Raw genomic sequence first — 16,676 nt, forward strand, 5'->3', positions numbered from 1 at the left:
GCGTTTACGGTGCTAGCTAAAAAAACTATTTATATTCAGTGTGTTGTAGAGGTAAATGCACGCTGGCACAGCCTGTGCTAAGAGATGGTCACACGGCACGAGGGTGTGCCGCAGAAGGCTTTCCCGCCCGTTTAGGCAATGGTGCACAGGTCGTGGTGGAGGGGCATCATTATTGGGAAAGGGGGACTGTTTTCCGGCTGCAAAAGCTGCTTATTCAAAGTTGAACAAAAGGCAAGGGCATCGAAGCCTTCAGGGGCCTGAAAAGAGGGAGAACCTGGAACCGATGGATGCTATGTCTGCAAGCCGGCTGATCGGCCTGCTGAATGTTCTGCAAGACCTGTGATGCACGCAGTGTGCTAACGACCAATCCACCGCCATTAACTAACAAAGGAGGCAAGCGATGAAGCTGATAGAAGCAATCATCAAGCCGTTCAAACTGGACGAGGTGAAAGACGCCCTCAACGAGATCGGAATCGAGGGGATCACCGTGAGCGAGGTGAAGGGGTACGGGCGCCAGAAAGGGCACACCGAACTGTACCGTGGCGCCGAGTACGTGGTGGACTTCATTCCCAAGGTGAAATTGGAAATCGTGGTGGCCGACGAGCTGGCGACAAAAGCCGTGACCACCATCGAAGATACCGCCAAGACCGGCAGGATCGGCGACGGCAAGATCTTCATCCTGTCGCTGGAAGAGGCGGTCCGCATCAGGACCGGCGAGAAGGGCGACGAGGCGATCTAGGACTTCAGGTTCTTTCAATAAACCAAAAATACGATCAGGAGAGTGTTATGATGCGTGACATTAGAAAGGTAAAGGATGCAGCCAGGCCCGCTTCCAGCTGCCTCACCATGAAACTCGGGAAGCTGGCCCTCCTGGCCAGCCTGATGCTGGTACCGGTCCTCGCCATTGCCGAGGAGAAGGCCGCCGATTCCGCAGCCGCACCGGCTGCCGCCACCGCTACCCCCGCAGCCGCCGCAGCCCCCGCAGCCGCAGACCCTGCTGCAGCACCTGCTGCAGCACCTGCTCCGGCCGCAGCCGTAGCCGCACCGGCCGCAGCCCCGGCTGCCAAAAACGTCGCCCCGGTCCTCAACACCGGCGACACTGCCTGGATGCTGGTCTCTGCAGCCATGGTTCTCTTCATGACCCCGGGCCTCGCCCTGTTCTACGGCGGCATGGTCCGCCAGAAGAACGTCCTCTCCACCATGATGCACTCCCTGGTGGCCATGGGCATCGTCGGCGTACAGTGGGCCATCATCGGTTACTCGCTCGCCTTCGGACCCGACATGGGGCACGGCCTGGTGGGCGACTTCAGCAAGGCCCTGTTGAATGGGCTGATCACCTTCAAGGACGGCAACGCCATCTACGCGCTGTTCCAGAACGTCCCGACCGAACCAGGTGCGATTCCCGAGTACGTCTTCGCCATGTACCAGGCCATGTTCGCCATCATCACCGTGGCCCTGATCTCGGGCGCCCTGGCCGAGAGGATCAAGTTCTCCGCCTACTGCCTGTTCGTGCTGCTCTGGACCACCCTGGTCTACGATCCGCTGGCACACTGGGTCTGGATGTCCGACGGCTGGCTCTTCAAGATGGGCGCACTCGACTTCGCAGGCGGCACCGTCGTTCACCTCTCCTCCGGTATCTCGTCCCTGGTGGTGCTGTACTTCCTCGGCAAGCGTCACGGCTTCCCCAACGAGCGCATGGCTCCGCATAACCTGCCGTTTACCCTGCTCGGCGTCGGTCTGCTCTGGTTCGGCTGGTTCGGCTTCAACGCGGGTTCCGCCATCGTGGGCGCCGGCTGCTCCGACGCGGCAGGCGGCTTGGCCGGCCTCGCCTTCATGACCACCACCATCGCACCGGCCGCTGCCGGCCTGACCTGGATGATCGCCGAGTGGATCCATGCCGGCAAACCTTCCGCTCTGGGCTTCGGCTCCGGCGTGGTGGCGGGCCTGGTCGTGATCACCCCCGCAGCCGGCTTCGTACAGCCGGGTGCCGCCCTGCTCATGGGCGTTGCCGGCGGCCTGGTCTGCTACGGCGGCGTGCTGCTCAAGGCGAAGCTTAAGTACGACGACTCCCTGGATGCCTTCGGCGTGCACGGCGTGGGCGGCACCACCGGTGCCATCCTGACCGGCGTCTTCGCCACCGTCGGCGCCACCGGCCTCACCTCCGGCAACATGAAGCAGTTCGTTACCCAGCTGGTCGCCGTCGGCGCAGCAGGCGCCTACGCGGTGGTAGTGACCCTGGTAATCGCCTTCGTGCTGCACAAGACCATCGGTCTGCGCGTCGAGAAGGAAGACGAGATCATGGGCCTCGACCAGACCCAGCATTCCGAGACCGCCTACAACTAAAACTCGTAGGGACAGATTGCATCGAGAAGGGGGACCGAAAGGTCCCCCTTTTCTTGTTCGGTTTAGACGCACGCTGGGGAAACGCGACCCCCTCCCTGTCCCTCCCCCTCCGGGGGCGGGGACAGGGAGGGGGTCGAATGCGACGACCAGACGCTGTTTCTCCTCCCTGCACGACTGGCGCGCCTGTATGGGCAGCCTTCCTCACCGCTGCGGGAAAAAATCGCCTACACTTTTGAATTTGCGAGATTTCCTGTTACTGTTGTCCAGCCAGAAAAAGACATCTCGGGAGGGAGATTATGGATTCCAGGGACATGGAGCTCCGGAAGGAAGGCGACGGCATAGGGTACTACGAACGCTGCAGCGCAGAGGCGGGGGTAGCGGGACTGTCCACCATCTTCAGGATGTTCAGCGAGGATGAGCTGCGTCATGCGGGGGCGCTGCGCGCGCTGCGGGACGGGGGGAGGGTGGATCTGCGCCAATCGGCGACGCTGGAGGGGGCGCGCAGCATCCTGCGCCGGCTTTCGTCCGAGGAGCTGTCCCGGTACCGCGGCGACCTCGGGGTATACCGGCACGCCATGCAGTTCGAGGCGCTTTCCGCGCGCGCCTGCTCCGAACTCGCCCGCGAGGCGCTGCACCCCTGGGAGCGCGCCATGTTCCAGACCATGGCCGACGAGGACGAGATCCATTTCACGCTGCTCGAGGAGATGCAGGAACTGCTGGAGGATACAGATGTCCAATGATGCAGGGCTGGGTCAGATGCTCGAAGTCGCGGTGGCGGCAGCACGCGAGGCCGGCGCCCTTCAGAAGCAGAAACTCTGGAGCGATTTCAGTTTCTCCTTCAAGGGGGAGGTGGACATCGTGACCGAGGTGGACCGGGCCTGCGAGGAGATGATCGTCAACCGGATCCGCAGCGCTTTTCCCAGCCACAGTTTCCTTGCCGAGGAGAACCTCTACGCCGGCGGCGACCCGGGGTGGCGCTGGGTCATCGACCCTCTTGACGGCACCACCAACTATGCCCACGGCTTCCCCTGGTTCTGCGTTTCCATCGCCCTGGAGCGGGATGGCGAGCTTACCCTCGGTGTGATCTACCACTGTATGATGGACGAGCTCTTCACGACCATCCGGGGGGGAGGGGCCTTTTTGAACGGTGCCCCCATCCACGTTTCCACACGGCAACCCTTGCGGCAGTCCCTGATTGCCACCGGGTTTCCCTACGACGCCACGCGCGGCAACGAGAACAATTTCCGCAACTTTTTTGAGCTGCAACTCGCGGCACGCGGGGTGCGTCGGGCGGGGGCCGCGGCGCTCGACTTGGCCTACGTGGCGTCGGGGCGGCTGGATGGCTACTGGGAGTGCAAGCTGAAGCCGTGGGACGTTGCCGCGGGGGCACTGCTGGTGCGCGAGGCCGGCGGGACGGTGACCAACCACAAGGGGGAGCCGCACCGGATCGACGATCACCGCATCCTGGCCACCAATGGACGCATTCACGAGGAGATAGAAACACTGCTGGAGCGGGCGGAAAAGGCTGAGCCGGTGCTCTGACCGGCCGGCCTTCGTCCTGGGAAACTGGCGCCTGCGGGCGCCTTTTTTGTTGGATTTTGTTGAAGCAAATCAGGTAAAGCAAATCGCCCCCCGTCCCCCCTTTGGCAAAGGGGGAGCCTCATTTCGCCGGCAGCGCTTCGTGGGTATGTACTGGCGGTTGACAGGTGCCCATGAGGCATTTAGTTCTCGAGGGGGCGGCGCCAGAGAAGATCGCCACGAAGCTTTGCATGAGGCACCAGGTTCCCCCCTTTTGCGAAGGGAGGACAGGGGGGATTTGCCTTAAAATACTGTAGGAAAAACCGCGGCGATGTTATATAGTTGTGCGGCCTTTCACCCCCAGCCGCACCCCGGAGGAAAGATGCTCAACCTGCGCAAGAAGATCCTGGTGGCCATCGATGGCTCACCGCTTTCGGATAAGGCCGCCGAGGAGGCGGTCCGTTTCGCGGCGGGCATCCCGAGCCAGTTCAAGAGCAAGGTCTATGGGCTCCTGGTGCTCCCCAACTCGACCCGCAACACCTTTACCGATTTCGTCCCCGCCCGTCCCATCACCGAACAGGACCAGTGGTCCGAACTCAAGGAACGCATCTTCTACGTGGTGGAGAAACTCGCGGGCGAACTCGAGGTGCCGCTGGAGACCGCGGTGGTCTACGGCGACCCCGCCGACGAACTGATCCGCTTCGCCCAGAAGGAGGAGATCGACGTGATCGTCATCGGGAGCACCGGCAAGGGGTTCCTGAAACGAAAACTCCTGGGGAGCGTGTCGCACAAGGTGGTGCGTGACGCGAAGTGCTCGGTGTACGTGGTCAGGGGGTAGTCTTGGCGGTCTCCTGCCTGAGGTAGGCGAGGATCTCCTTGAGGCTTTGCTGGATGATCCCTTCTCCCTTGGGGAACTCGTGGGGGGACAGCTCCAGGGTCAGGATATCGTTGTAGGCGGTGTTGCGCAGGTGATTCAAGAAACGGGTGAGCGGCAGGATGCCGTGCCCGGGCAGCAGGTGCTGCCGGCCGTGCCCGTAGTCGGAGAAGTGGATGTTCCTGATCCGGCCGCTGTTGTAGCAGAGGTAGAAGTCGTTGATGAAGTTGGCCCGCCCGCTCCCCATGTGGGTGCAGTCGAAGGTGAGGTAGAGGTTCCTCTCGTGGAGAAACTCGATCAGCTTCTGGGTGTCCGAGAGGATGTAGCCGTTGATCCGGTACTTGCCGGTCCAGGGCATGTTCTCCAGGGTGACCGCAACCTGGTCCCCCCCGATCTCCTTTTGAAAGTCCTGCATCCGGTATAGCCAGCGCCAGTACGCGAACTCTAGTCCCAGCCATGAGGGGGGATGGAAGTTCACCAGCCCGATGCCGCAGTCCGCGGCGATCTCCACGCAACGTTTCAAAGAATCGACCGGGCTCCCCCAGCCGTCCAGCTGCAGGAAAGGGGCGTGGATCGAGAAGATCGGCATGATCTCTGCGAGCTCCTTCACCAGCCGCCGCGAATTCACCTTCTGGAACTCCTGGTTGATCACCAGTTCCATGCCGTCAAAGCCGGCTTCCCGCGCCATGGCGAATGCCTTGGGGAGGGGGAAGGTGAACAGCGTTCCTGCGGAGATGGATATACGCATAGCCGGTCCTATACCTGTCCCACCATGCGCTGGTAGGCGATCTTCTGCAGGTTGAGCACCGCCTCCAGCGCGCTGCGCAGCCGTCCGTCCAGGGCCATGCTGAACTCCTCCGGGTTGGCGAAGGCTGCCGCCCCTTCGCTGCGGATCTCACCCTCGATCCTCAACTGCATCAGGCACTGCAGTGCCTTCAAGAGTCGCTCAGCCAGGTCCACGTCCAGTGCGCCGCGGTACAGGAGCTGCCGTATCCGCTCCAGCGTTCCTCCTTCGTGTACCTCCGCCTGCAGCGCCAGGATACGGACTAGCTGAATCAGGGGGGAGAGGCCCAGCGTCTCGATGTCGATCTCCCCCTGGTGTTCGCCGCCGCGTTCCAGTCGCCAGCGCCCGAAGTGTCCGAGGGCGAGGGGGAGGTTGATGACCCGGCGCGCCAGCTGGAAGAAGGGATCGCGCCCGCGCTGTTCCTTGAGGGCGGCCGCCGCCGCGGTGAGTGCCTGTTCGGCCAGCGGCTCGAAACCCGCCACGTGGCACAGGTCGGCCATCGACTCCAGGCGCCAGCGCCACTCGGGAAGCGGCGGTGCCTCCTGTTTCTGGGCGGCGGCGAACGGGAGCATCGGCTCCAGTTCCGGTGGGGCTGGCTGCTGCCGGTCGCCGTTTTTCAACAACGAACGCCATTCGGTAAGGGAGCCGTGCCAGGGAACTTCGCCGTCGGCAAGAAGCCCCGACTCCTGGAGCGCCAGGGTGAGCTGGTGGCTGAACAGGAAGAAACGCTGGGAGTCAAGCTGGTGCAGCAGCAGGTAGCGGTTGCGGCTGTAGAGGGTCTGTTCGCCGCGGCCACGATCCCCGGAAACGAGCAATGCGTAGACCGGCGCCGTGCCCTGACCGAGGTCACGCATGCGCTCCTCGGCCAGTTGTGCAGCCCGCAGCAGCACCTGGTCGTGCAGGGCGTTGCAAGCGCCGCACAGGGCCAGGGGGGAACTGCGACGCCGGAAGTGGGCGGCAACCAGTTCCCGGTAGCGTGCCTGGAGCGGCACCAGCGTCGCCGGCGTGGGCGCCTCGGTAACGGCCTGATCCAGCGCGGCCAGTTCCTCGTCAAGTTGCCCCTCGTAGATCAGCTCCTCCTTGACGGAATCAATCAGCGTGCCGAGAAAGGCCTCCGCCTCGCGCGACGAACTGCTGCCCCACTTGCGCTCAAGGCGCTGCTTAAGGCTTGCCACCAGCTCCACGCTGGCGCGCCACTTGAGGATCTCGTCACCCTTGGTTCCCAAAAGCATGGGCATAACAGGTCTCTCCTAATCCAGGTGCCCGTGCACCTCCTGCTCGAGGAAACGGCGCATTTCCTCGGGAGGGGCGGGAGTTGCCAGGGATACGGCGATCATGACGCAGATGACCAGTGGCGCGCCGCACAGGGCCGAGGCGGTGACCGGAAAATAGGACGCCACTCCGGGCAGAACCCCGCCCAGAAGCGGACTGGCGACGGTGCAAAGAACGCCGGTGACCATTCCGGCGATGGCGCCGTAACGGTTGGCCCGATCCCACCAGATGCCCAACAGGAACAGCGGGAAGATGGTGTTGCCGGCCAGGGCGAAGGCGACCGCGGTGATCTCGGCAATGAGGCCCGGCGGGTTGAGCGCCAGTAACAGCACCAGCGCGGCTAGCACCAGGGTTCCCCCCTTGGCCACCTGCATGCGTGCCGTCTCGCTGGCCCTGGGGTTTATGAAGCTGTAGAAAAGGTCGTGGGAGATGGAGGCGGCCCCGGTCATCAACAGACCGGCCACGGTGAAAAAGGCCGCGGACAGCGCACCTGCAGCCAGGACGCCCACCAGCCAACCTGGAAGTCCGGCCATGAGGGCGGTCTTCAGGGCGATCACGTCGGCGGCGGCGCGCGCCGCATCGGGAGTAAAGGGGATGCCGTGACGCGCCTCGAGCAGCCTGCCGAACACGGCGAAGGCCGGGGCGGACCAGTAGATGAGGGCGATGAAGAAGAGTCCCCAGACCACGCTCCAGCGGGCATCACGGACGTTGGGGACGGTGTAGAAGCGCGACAGCACGTGGGGGAGCCCCCCGGTCCCGACCATGAGCGTAAAGCAGAGCGCGCACCATTCGAAGAGCGAGTCCCCGGCGAAAGGGAGGGTGAAGTCGATACGGAATTCGCTGGCCAGGTCGGTCAGGGCCCGACCGTAGCCGAACTGCGGCAGCAGCCAGAAGTATCCGAGCTTTCTGGCCAGCCACATGAGCGGGACGATGAAGGCAACGCAGATGACCATGTACTGCAGCTGCTGGTTGCGAGGGACGCCGAGCGCGCCGGAGATCACCAGGTAGGAGACCACGGCCAGCGCTCCGTAGGTCACCCCCTGCTCGTAACCGATGTCGAACATGAAGGCGAAGATGAGCCCAATCCCCTTGAACTGGGCCACGCAGTAGATCACCGAGATGGCGATGGCGATCACCGCGGCCATGAGCCTCGCGGCGGGGGAGCCGTAGCGTTCTCCGACGAACTCCGGGGTGGTGAACTTGCCGAAGCGCCGGATCTGGCTGGCGAGGAGCACCAGCAGCAGCACGTAGCCCCCGGTCCAGCCGATCACGTAGGAGAGCCCCAGGTAACCGCGCAGGTAGATGATGCCGGCCAGGCCCATGAGGCTCGCCGCACTCATCCAATTGCTGGCGATGGCGGCGCCGCCGCCGATCCTGCCGGTGTAGCGCCCGCCAAAGCCGTACTCCTGGCTTTCGCGCGACTTTTGCCTGAGGCCGACCAGGATGAAGGAGAGCATCACCAGCAGAACGACGAAGATGGACCAGGACGAGTCATTCATAGCTTCTGTCTCTCTTGCGGCTGTGGTACTCGCTGATGCGATCGACGTAGATGTTGAAGATGACACAGAGGACGATGAACCACAGGGGGAGGAACTGGCCGGTGAACCAGAAGTGCAGCGGCAGGTTGAACAGGGTGAGACGGGTCAAGAGGCTCCCCGCGCCGGTGCCACGGCAGGCGTAGACCAGGAACTGGAAGCCGAAGGTGCAGACTCCCCAGCCAAAGAGGATGGCGAGGATGATGTGCACCTCGTCCCGCATGTGCCCCGCCTTGGGGCGGAACAGGTTGACCTTGTAGGGCTTTTCGGGTCGGCTCATGTTTCCTCCGCTGATGGCGCCGCTCGGGAAAAAGCGTGGCGCGGCGCAGCCGTTGCTCACCTAAACTATTGAAAAGTTTGTGTGAATGGTCTTTTGCAAGTCCTCGATGAGCAGCAGCGCCTGCCTCATGCGCTCCCTCTCGTCTGAGGGGAGCGAATACGGGTTCAGGTAGTAGGCGTCGTTCTGGATTCCCTTGATCACCTTGATCTGGAGCAGGATGCGGTGCTTGGTGAGGATACGGTAGGCAGCCACCAGCCCGCGCGCCATGTTGGCCGAGAAGCTGTGCTCCTTTTCCAGGAGCTCGATCCTCCTCACGGTCGAGGTGGCGGGGATGCCCTGGTTGATGGCCAGGATGCGCACGTTCATGACCAGGGGGGCCCAAGCCAGCAGTTTCAGGTTGAAAGCCCCCTTGTGCTCGCCACTCCCCTCGGTCCAGAACCGCTTCAGGAAGCCAAGGGCCAGCTTCATCTCGGTGGCGGCCTTGGCCATGCCCCATAGAGCCATGAAGTAGTCCTGCAACAGTGCGCGGATCAGTGAGACGAGCTTGCCGGCGAGTTCCGCGTCGCCGGCGACGAAGCGGGCGTCGGAAAGCACGATCAGGTCCATCATGTTCTTGCCGTAGTCCTCGGTCTCGTAGCGCACGATGGCGTGCAGCCGGCGCTGCCACTGTGCCAGCGACCCACGCCAGTTGTCGTTTACCGGCATGATGCCGCCGGTGCACTTTTTGAAGCCGATCTCGGCCAGGCGCTCCACGAGGATGCGGCTGTACTCCTGGAAGTAACGGTCGGCAGGCTCGCCGCCGTCGTCGCAGTAGACGATCAGGTAGTCCTGGTCGGTGATGAGGGTCTGTTCCTCGCGGCCATCGCTCCCCATACTGATCAGGGCGAAGGGGACCGGCGGGGGGGAGGGCATCTCGGCTGCCACCAGCTCCAGCGCGCGGCCGGCCAGGGCATCGCGGTACCAGGTGCAGTTCTCATGGAGGGCGGTGACGGAATAGAAGTTGAGGAAGCGCTCCATCTCGAGGAGGTTCAGCTCATCGTGGAGTTTCAGGAGCACCGTGTAATCGGTCTCGACGGCGATCCGCTCGACGATCGCCTCTTCCCGCCCCGAGTACAGGCGCAGTTTGCCCAGTTCTTCCGAGGTGTGCCACACCAGCCCTTCCAGCAGCTTCTTCCCCTCGTTCCGGTCCAAAAGCGGGAGCAGGGCATGCACCTCCCCCAACAACTCCGAAAGGAGTTGCTCGTCGCTTGGCTCCGGTGGGTAGATCTGATGGGGCATGCGCGGCTACCTCTTATTAAAACTCGCTGGCGTTGATTCTACAGAAAAAATCCACGATGTAAAACTGTTTTGCAGATAACTGAGACAATTCGTTGACTTTTTTCACCCGGTACCGAGCAGTATAGGTTGGGAAACACTTGGCGCTGGACAAAAAAATTGGGGAAGGTTTCCCTTCCCCAATTCCATGCTGCTATGTTGCTGGTTGTTAGTGCTCGACTGCCTTGGCCATACCCAAACCGGTGTTCTGGCGGACGTAGACCTCGTCGAACATCTCCTCGGAGCGCCTGTTCGGGAAGGCCAGGGCGCCCAGGATGGCGGCCATGAAGCCCAGCGGGATGGAGATGATGCCCGGGTTCTTCAGGGTGAAGAGCGGCTTGTCCAGGCCCACGATCGAGGTGCCGTCCTGCTGCGCGTCGACCTTCGCCTTGGCCAGTGCCTTGGCGTCCTTCTCGGTGAGGGTCTGGCCGGCCGGCAGTGCGGCCTGCTTCTTCTCCATTGCGGCTACTACCTTCTTGGCGCCGGCGGCGACAACTTTCGGGTAGGTCATGTTCGGGGATACCATCACCAGGCCGATGGAGGCGATGGTGCCGACCAGCAGGCCGGAGATGACGCCGGCGGTGTTGAACTTCCTCCAGAACAGCGAGAGGATGACGACCGGCAGGTTGCCGGAGGCTGCGACGGCGAAGGCCAGTGCCACCAGGTGGGCGACGTTCTGCTTCTCGGCGGCGAGGCCGATCATGATGCCGCAGGCGCCTACCACGAAGGAGGTAGCGCGGGCTGCGAAGACCTGCTCGTGCTGGTCGGCGTGGCCGTCCTTGATCACGTTGACGTAGATGTCGTGAGCGATGGCCGCGGAGGCTGCCAGTACCAGGCCGGAGACCACGGCGAGGATGGTGGCGAATGCGACGGCGCACAGGAAGGCGAGGAAGAGGTCGCCGACGATCGGTGCGATGTCCGCACCCATCTGCTGTGCCAGCATCAGTGTAGCCATGTTGCCGCCCGGGTCGATCGCGGTGATGCCCTGCGGGGTCAGGTGGATGGCTGCGCCGAAGCCGAGCAGGGTGGTCAGGATGTAGAAGCCGCCGATGATGAACATGGCGATGATGACGGACTTACGTGCGGCCTGTGCGGTCGGCACGGTGAAGAAGCGCATCAGGATGTGCGGCATACCTGCGGTACCGAGCACGAGAGCCATGCCCAGGGAGATCTGATCGAGCGGGTTCTTGAGGTACAGACCGGGCTCGAGGAAGCGCTGGCCAGCGTCCATGCCGGAGAGGATGACGCCGTCTTTGAGCACCAGTTTGGAAACGTGGTCCTGGATGTCCGGGCTGGACACGATGGTGTTGAAGAAGCCGATCGGGTTGAAGCCTGCCTTGATCATGACCAGGAAGGAGAGCAGGAACGCGCCCGACATGAGCAGGCCTGCCTTGATGATCTGAACCCAGGTGGTAGCGACCATGCCGCCGAAGACGACGTAGCCGACCATGAGGATGCCGACGCCGATGATGGACATCTTGTAGGGGATGCCGACCAGAAGTGCCATCAGTTTGCCTGCACCGACCATCTGGGCGGTGAGGTAGAAGGTGGATACGGCAACGGTGGAGATGGCGGCGAAGGCGCGCACCGGCTTGGGCGAGGTCCTGAAGGAGAGGATGTCACCCAGGGTGTACTTGCCCGCGTTGCGGCAGGGTTCCGCTACGATCAGAAGCACGGTGATGTACGCCACCAGCCAGCCGACCGAGTACATGAACCCGTCATAGCCATAGAGCGAGATGAGGCCGGAAATACCCAGGAAGGAGGCCGCCGACATGTAGTCGCCTGCGATGGCCCAGCCGTTCTGGGTGCCGGTGATGCCGCCGCCCGCTGCGTAGAAGTCCGCTGCGGACTTGGTCTGCTTGGCCGCCCAGACCACGACGCCCATGGTGATGGCGATGATGGCCAGGAACATACCGATGGTGATGGTCTTGTTGGTTTTGAGTTCCTTCTTGACCGGTGCGGGTGTTGCGGGAGCAGGGGTGGCCACGGAAGCGGCCGCGTTGGGCGCGGGTGCCGCCGCTGTGGCGGCAGGGGCTCCCTGGGCTGCCGGGGCGCTCATCGCGGGCGCCGCACCGGCTGCGGGTGCCTTCTGCTCATCGGCGTAGGCCGCCGCGGCTACCGAGAGGGCCAAGCTGGCTGCTATGAATATCTTCTTGATGGTCATGTCCTGTCCTCCTTTCCTAGAGATGTAATTCGTCGATCAGTTCCCTGGTCAACCGGTCAAAGTCCTTGTTGGCAACGTGCGAGTAGTAGAGTGCAATCCCCCAGGAGACGAAGAATTGGGAGAGTGCGAAGATGTACCCGAAATTGACGACGCCAATGATTTTGACCTTGAAGATCCCCGGTGTGTAAGCCGCCCCGATGGGGAGCAGGAAATAGTACACACAGGAGAAAATCCACCACCCGAAAAGGAAGGCTGTCTTCTTGTGATGTAGCTCCACGAATTTGGGATTCTTTGCGATTGCTTTCCAGTCGTACTGTTTTTCTGCCATGGTTGTCACTCCTTTCTCAGTAAGATGCGTTGCGGCGGCGTCCCGCCCCTCTGGTTTCAGTTCCCGATAAATCCCCCTTTCTTGATCTCTAAATTTTGTTTCTAAAACCGTCGATGCTGTTTTGCTAGAAATGGTTAAAGCGTTCTGTTTGTAGTGCCGCCTTGTAAGTGTCTGTTTTTGTGGGGCTTGGTTGATTAGATGGTCCGTATCGGCGTTTGTTGCTGCTTCATGGCACCCTCGCATTTTCCGTATACGTGAGTTTGTTGTACCACATGATTTTCAAATGTACAATAAAAATAAACATCGTTCTAAATTTTTTGCGGTCCTAAATGGGCTTTGTTTTACGATCTGGTTGCTCGCAAATATTGTAAATCACACGTCAAAAAAGAAAAGAGTACCGTAAATTATTTTTTATTATTGTTGGGCTGTAGTGGGTGTGGGCGCTTTTTCGCCAATTTCGTGGTGCCGTTTTGGAGTTTGCTCAAACGCTGTCGCATAATTGTGTCAAACAATTGCGTTACTCAATCTCGCGGAGCTTCGGCCCCGCCAATGCACTATTCCGTGGTAAACGCGATGTTCCTTGGGGAGCACGTCTGCTTCCGTACTGGCTTTGGGAGCCTCATGTAGCTTAGTGGGGCCTGCAGACCTTTCAAAATGACAGCGAGCGCAAAGGGTAGCCAGGATGATGTACTGTGGAAGGGAGTTCTGTGGCGCGATGTGTGAACATCGTGATGTGGCAGCAATGGGAGGTAGTACTTTCAAGATCACATTGTTTGAAACATTGACTACTTCGTGACATAAAAGTTGAAAAACAAAGGGGAAACCTTGATTGGTTTCCCCTCTTTGTACAGTAGCGTATTAAGAATTAACTACACGTGCTTTTCCGTTGTCAGTCGATGTGACGGGCCGTTCATTCTGATTGCAGCGGCAAACTCCATCCAGAAGATGAGATAGATGGAAACCATCAGGGAAAGGCCGATGTTGGCGTTCTCCGGGCCGAGGGCCTTGCTGAGAATCGGCGAGGCGAAGCCGGCGCCGAGGGTCCCAGTGGCCCGCTCCAGCAGGTAGAAGACGGGAAGGGTGATCAGGGTTCCGGCGAACATGATGGCGATACCGCGTCCCCGTTTGACCCAGTACTTGGGCGAGAAGCCGAACATGCGCATGAATATCACCACCAGGATGATCCAGACCGAGTAGTCCACGGCGGCGTCGGGAAGGGCCAGCTTGTTCTTGACCAGGGCCACCTCGAGGATGGTGACAGCGAAGAGCAGCACGAACATCCAGTTGAACTTCTCGTTGGCCTGGGTCTGCCAGTTGCGGCTGTCCGGTGCGGCGGTCTCGCGCATGGAGTGGTTCGGGGTCCCGAGCGCTGAGAAGAGGATGGCGAACCAGATGCCGGCATTGTGGAACAAGAGCGAAGCGTGGTTGCCGGCGACGTTGGCGATGCGGGACATGGGGTCGCGGGCGAAGTCGGCGGCGATGCGCATCAGGAACAGGTTCACGATCACTGAGCACATGATGATCACCGTCAGGGTGAAGATGCGCCGCGGCAGGAGATACGGGTCGATGCGGTCCGGGAAGCCCAGGATGAACGCAAACCAGATCAGGTACATGATGAGCGGGATGCCCAGGCAGATGCCGTACACCGAGTTGCCGGCGAAGTCGCCGTTTTGGGCGTAGATGATGTACTTCTCGTCGTTGTCGGGGTCAGTGTTGACCGCCTGGACCACTTCCTTGGGTACCTTCTTCACGTGGGGGAGGAGCCCCATGCCGTACCAGCCATGGTCGCCTTGCGTGGTATCCACCACCCAGTACTGGTCCCCCATCATCTCGTCGAGCCCTTGGAAGATCCTCAGGGAAAAGGTCGCGCAGAGGACGACGACCAGTAAAAGAAGTATCACGTTTGACAGTTTCATCGGCATGTGATGTTCCTCCTAATCGGCGCCGGGCGCGTTATTCCTTATGGGTGGTCCAGAACATGGAGACCGCGTTGGCGGCGAAGAGGCCGTAGAGCCACATGGTGTTCCAGGCCGGCCCGGACCAGTGGCTGCCGCGTCCGCCACCGACCACGCCGGAGGCGATCACAATCCCGATCATGGCGGTGAAGGCTACCATGGCGACGGCGCGCAGGATGGCCGAATTGCGCCAGGTATGCCGCTCCAACTCCTCAAGCCTCGAGAGCAGTTCAAGTTCTTTTTCACTCATCGCGTTCTCCTTTTCCAAAGTAATGCAAAGCTGCTGTTGATTCGCCCCCGCCCGGCTTTACCCGTCGGCTACACCAGGCAGAGGTTGGAATCGAGTTGTCCTACCGGTACCCGGTCGGACAGCTCCTGGTATTTGAGGCACTCCCGGTAACGGCAACTGCAGAAGGTGATGATCTGCTTGACGTCGTGCGGCGAAATGTAGCCGCAACCCACGTCGCAGTAATCATCATTTTTGCCGAAGAAGGGGCAGACCGTCGCTTGCTGCATAGGACCTCATACCTTGTACAACGTAAAGAAAGGGTGACGTAGACAGTATTAGCAACTGCCGTACCAATTTGCCGTTTACCGGTGGATGCGTTGTAAACCCCTGATAAACCAATTGGTTGCAGGGATGGGGCTAGCGGCGGGGGCGGCGGCGAAAGGGACACTTTTGCAGAATCGCAAAGAAATATTAAAGGGGGGCGAAGCGGGAGTTAACCTTGCTCGCGGGTGGGTGGTTCGAGCCTGTGACGCTAAAGTGATGGCAAAACAGGAAGTTACGTGTCGAAGGCGGGGCGCTGTGGCTGCATTTGCAAGCCTGCAAGGGGGCTGCACCCGTTTTTTGCAATGCTGCAAAAGCGGCCGCCCCTTGATCCGGCGGGGGTCAGCTGTTGTACTCGTCCTTCCTGATCCCGTATTTCTTGATCTTGCGGTAGATGGTGGCCATGTTGGTGCCCGCCTCTCTGGCGGCCGCCTCCACATTGCCCTGGTTTTTGCGCAAAAGGCCCCTGAGGTACTCGGTCTCGAAACGCATCAGCGCCTTGGAGTATTCCCCCTCCTCGGAGAGCGCCTCGCCCGCCGTGTCGGTGGGGACCACCTCGATGAACTGGGACAATACCGGCAGGGTGATGTAGTCGCTGCTCTCCATGGCGATGCAGGCCTCGATCACGTTCTTGAGTTGCCTGATGTTGCCGGGCCAGGCGAAGTCAACCGCGGCTTCCATGGCGTCGTGGGTGAGTCCCTTGATGTGGGTGCCGAACTTGGTGTTTTGCAGCGAGATGAAGTGTGCCGCCAACAGGGCGATGTCGTCCCTTCTTTCCCGCAGCGGGGGGAGGTGGATGTTGACCACGTTCAGGCGGTAATAAAGGTCTTCGCGGAACTCCCCCGCTTTCACCCCCTGTTTCATGTCGGCGTTGGTGGCCGAGAGGATGCGGACATCGACCTTGGTGGGGGTGGGGTCGCCGAGTCGGTTGAACTCCTGCTCCTGGAGAAAGCGCAACAGGGTCTTTTGTACGGTCATGGGGAGGTTGCCCACTTCGTCCAAAAAGAGCGTCCCGCCGTCGGCGGTCTCCAAGAGGCCGCGCCGGTTCTCGGTGGCGCCGGTGAAGGCCCCCTTCTTGTAGCCGAACAGTTCGCTCTCGAGGAGAGAGGCGGGGAGGGCGCCACAGTTGATGGCGACGAACTTCTTCTCCTTCCTGGGTGAATTGTAGTGCACCGCTTGGGCGATCAGTTCTTTGCCGGTGCCGGACTCGCCGGTTATGAGCACCGACGTGTCGCGCACGGCGAGTTTCTCCACGCGCTCCAGCACCTCCTTCAGCGCCCTCGATGCGCCGATGATGTTGCCGAAGTTGAAGCGCCCGACCAACTCCTCGCGCAGTTCGCGGTTCTCCTCCATGAGGCGGGTGTGCTGCAGCGCGTTCTTGACCCGGTACAGAAGCTCCTCAGGCTCGAACGGCTTGGTAAGCATGTCGTAGGCCCCCTTCCTCAGGGCCTGGATGGACATCTCCACGGTGGCGTAGGCCGTCACCATGATCACCGGTATGGCGGGGTCTTTCTGCTTCACCTTCTGCAGCAGCTCCAGCCCGTCCATGCCCGGCATCTTGATGTCGGTAACCAGGAGGTCCCACTGGCCGGCCTGGAAGCTCTCGGCCGCCTCGAAGCTCCTGGTGAACGCGGACACCGCGTACCCGTTATCGGAGAGGACCGCCTCCATCATCCGGCACAGTCCCTCCTCGTTGTCTACCAACATCACCCGTTTCTTGGTCATGGACCTACTCCGTCAGCCGCGCTCGGCGGGCAGT

The 16,676-nt window shown here is 61.2% G+C and carries 16 protein-coding genes; 5 read left to right on the forward strand and 11 right to left on the reverse strand.

Going from position 1 to position 16,676, the window contains the following annotated elements:
• The first annotated feature begins 400 nt into the window (after nt 1-400).
• From K7R21_RS02370 to K7R21_RS02390, 5 genes are all read left to right on the forward strand, one after another.
• Entirely contained in the window at nt 401-739 is a 339-nt protein-coding gene (locus tag K7R21_RS02370; protein ID WP_224981697.1) for a P-II family nitrogen regulator, read from the forward strand.
• A gap of 47 nt (nt 740-786) precedes the next feature.
• Nucleotides 787-2,343 (forward strand): ammonium transporter, encoded by a 1,557-nt coding sequence (locus K7R21_RS02375; protein WP_318248313.1) that lies wholly within the window; start codon nt 787-789, stop codon nt 2,341-2,343.
• Between the two features lie 296 nt (nt 2,344-2,639).
• A complete protein-coding gene (locus tag K7R21_RS02380) occupies nt 2,640-3,083 on the forward strand; it encodes a ferritin family protein (protein ID WP_224981698.1) in 444 nt (147 codons plus the stop codon).
• Complete coding sequence (locus tag K7R21_RS02385) at nt 3,073-3,885, forward strand: inositol monophosphatase family protein (protein WP_224981699.1); 813 nt, start codon at nt 3,073-3,075, stop codon at nt 3,883-3,885. The genes K7R21_RS02380 and K7R21_RS02385 overlap by 11 nt, the downstream gene beginning before the upstream one ends.
• Before the next feature lie 358 nt (nt 3,886-4,243).
• A complete protein-coding gene (locus tag K7R21_RS02390; RefSeq protein ID WP_224981700.1) occupies nt 4,244-4,699 on the forward strand; it encodes a universal stress protein in 456 nt (151 codons plus the stop codon).
• Here the strand turns inward: K7R21_RS02390 and K7R21_RS02395 are convergent.
• From K7R21_RS02395 to K7R21_RS02445, 11 genes are all read right to left on the reverse strand, one after another.
• The gene (locus K7R21_RS02395; RefSeq protein ID WP_224981701.1) at nt 4,689-5,483 is read right to left on the reverse strand and encodes a sugar phosphate isomerase/epimerase family protein; all 795 of its coding nucleotides are present in this window, start codon (nt 5,481-5,483) and stop codon (nt 4,689-4,691) included. The genes K7R21_RS02390 and K7R21_RS02395 overlap by 11 nt on opposite strands.
• 8 nt (nt 5,484-5,491) lie before the next feature.
• Nucleotides 5,492-6,757: a putative nucleotidyltransferase substrate binding domain-containing protein gene (locus K7R21_RS02400; RefSeq protein ID WP_224981702.1), complete on the reverse strand. Its 1,266-nt coding sequence runs from the start codon at nt 6,755-6,757 to the stop codon at nt 5,492-5,494.
• Nucleotides 6,758-6,769: 12 nt separating this feature from the next.
• Nucleotides 6,770-8,290 carry a VC_2705 family sodium/solute symporter gene (locus K7R21_RS02405; RefSeq protein WP_224981703.1) on the reverse strand — a complete coding sequence of 507 codons (1,521 nt, stop codon included), beginning with the start codon at nt 8,288-8,290 and terminating at the stop codon, nt 6,770-6,772.
• Nucleotides 8,283-8,606 carry a DUF4212 domain-containing protein gene (locus tag K7R21_RS02410; RefSeq protein ID WP_224981704.1) on the reverse strand — a complete coding sequence of 108 codons (324 nt, stop codon included), beginning with the start codon at nt 8,604-8,606 and terminating at the stop codon, nt 8,283-8,285. Before K7R21_RS02410 ends, K7R21_RS02405 begins: the two co-directional genes overlap by 8 nt.
• 60 nt (nt 8,607-8,666) lie before the next feature.
• A complete protein-coding gene (locus K7R21_RS02415) occupies nt 8,667-9,884 on the reverse strand; it encodes a putative nucleotidyltransferase substrate binding domain-containing protein (protein WP_224981705.1) in 1,218 nt (405 codons plus the stop codon).
• Between the two features lie 205 nt (nt 9,885-10,089).
• Entirely contained in the window at nt 10,090-12,084 is a 1,995-nt protein-coding gene (locus tag K7R21_RS02420) for a solute symporter family protein (RefSeq protein WP_224981706.1), read from the reverse strand.
• Nucleotides 12,085-12,100: 16 nt separating this feature from the next.
• A complete protein-coding gene (locus K7R21_RS02425) occupies nt 12,101-12,412 on the reverse strand; it encodes a DUF485 domain-containing protein (protein WP_183346748.1) in 312 nt (103 codons plus the stop codon).
• 869 nt (nt 12,413-13,281) lie between these two features.
• The gene (locus K7R21_RS02430; RefSeq protein ID WP_224981707.1) at nt 13,282-14,334 is read right to left on the reverse strand and encodes a hypothetical protein; all 1,053 of its coding nucleotides are present in this window, start codon (nt 14,332-14,334) and stop codon (nt 13,282-13,284) included.
• Nucleotides 14,335-14,365: 31 nt separating this feature from the next.
• Nucleotides 14,366-14,617, reverse strand: a complete 252-nt coding sequence (locus K7R21_RS02435; protein ID WP_012529954.1) for a hypothetical protein — start codon at nt 14,615-14,617, stop codon at nt 14,366-14,368.
• Between the two features lie 68 nt (nt 14,618-14,685).
• On the reverse strand, nt 14,686-14,883 hold the full coding sequence (locus tag K7R21_RS02440; RefSeq protein ID WP_224981708.1) for a hypothetical protein: 198 nt from the start codon (nt 14,881-14,883) through the stop codon (nt 14,686-14,688).
• Nucleotides 14,884-15,259: 376 nt separating this feature from the next.
• A complete protein-coding gene (locus K7R21_RS02445; RefSeq protein WP_224981709.1) occupies nt 15,260-16,642 on the reverse strand; it encodes a sigma-54-dependent transcriptional regulator in 1,383 nt (460 codons plus the stop codon).
• Nucleotides 16,643-16,676 lie beyond the last annotated feature (34 nt).

This window comes from Geomonas agri (assembly GCF_020179605.1).
GTDB classification, from domain to species: domain Bacteria; phylum Desulfobacterota; class Desulfuromonadia; order Geobacterales; family Geobacteraceae; genus Geomonas; species Geomonas agri.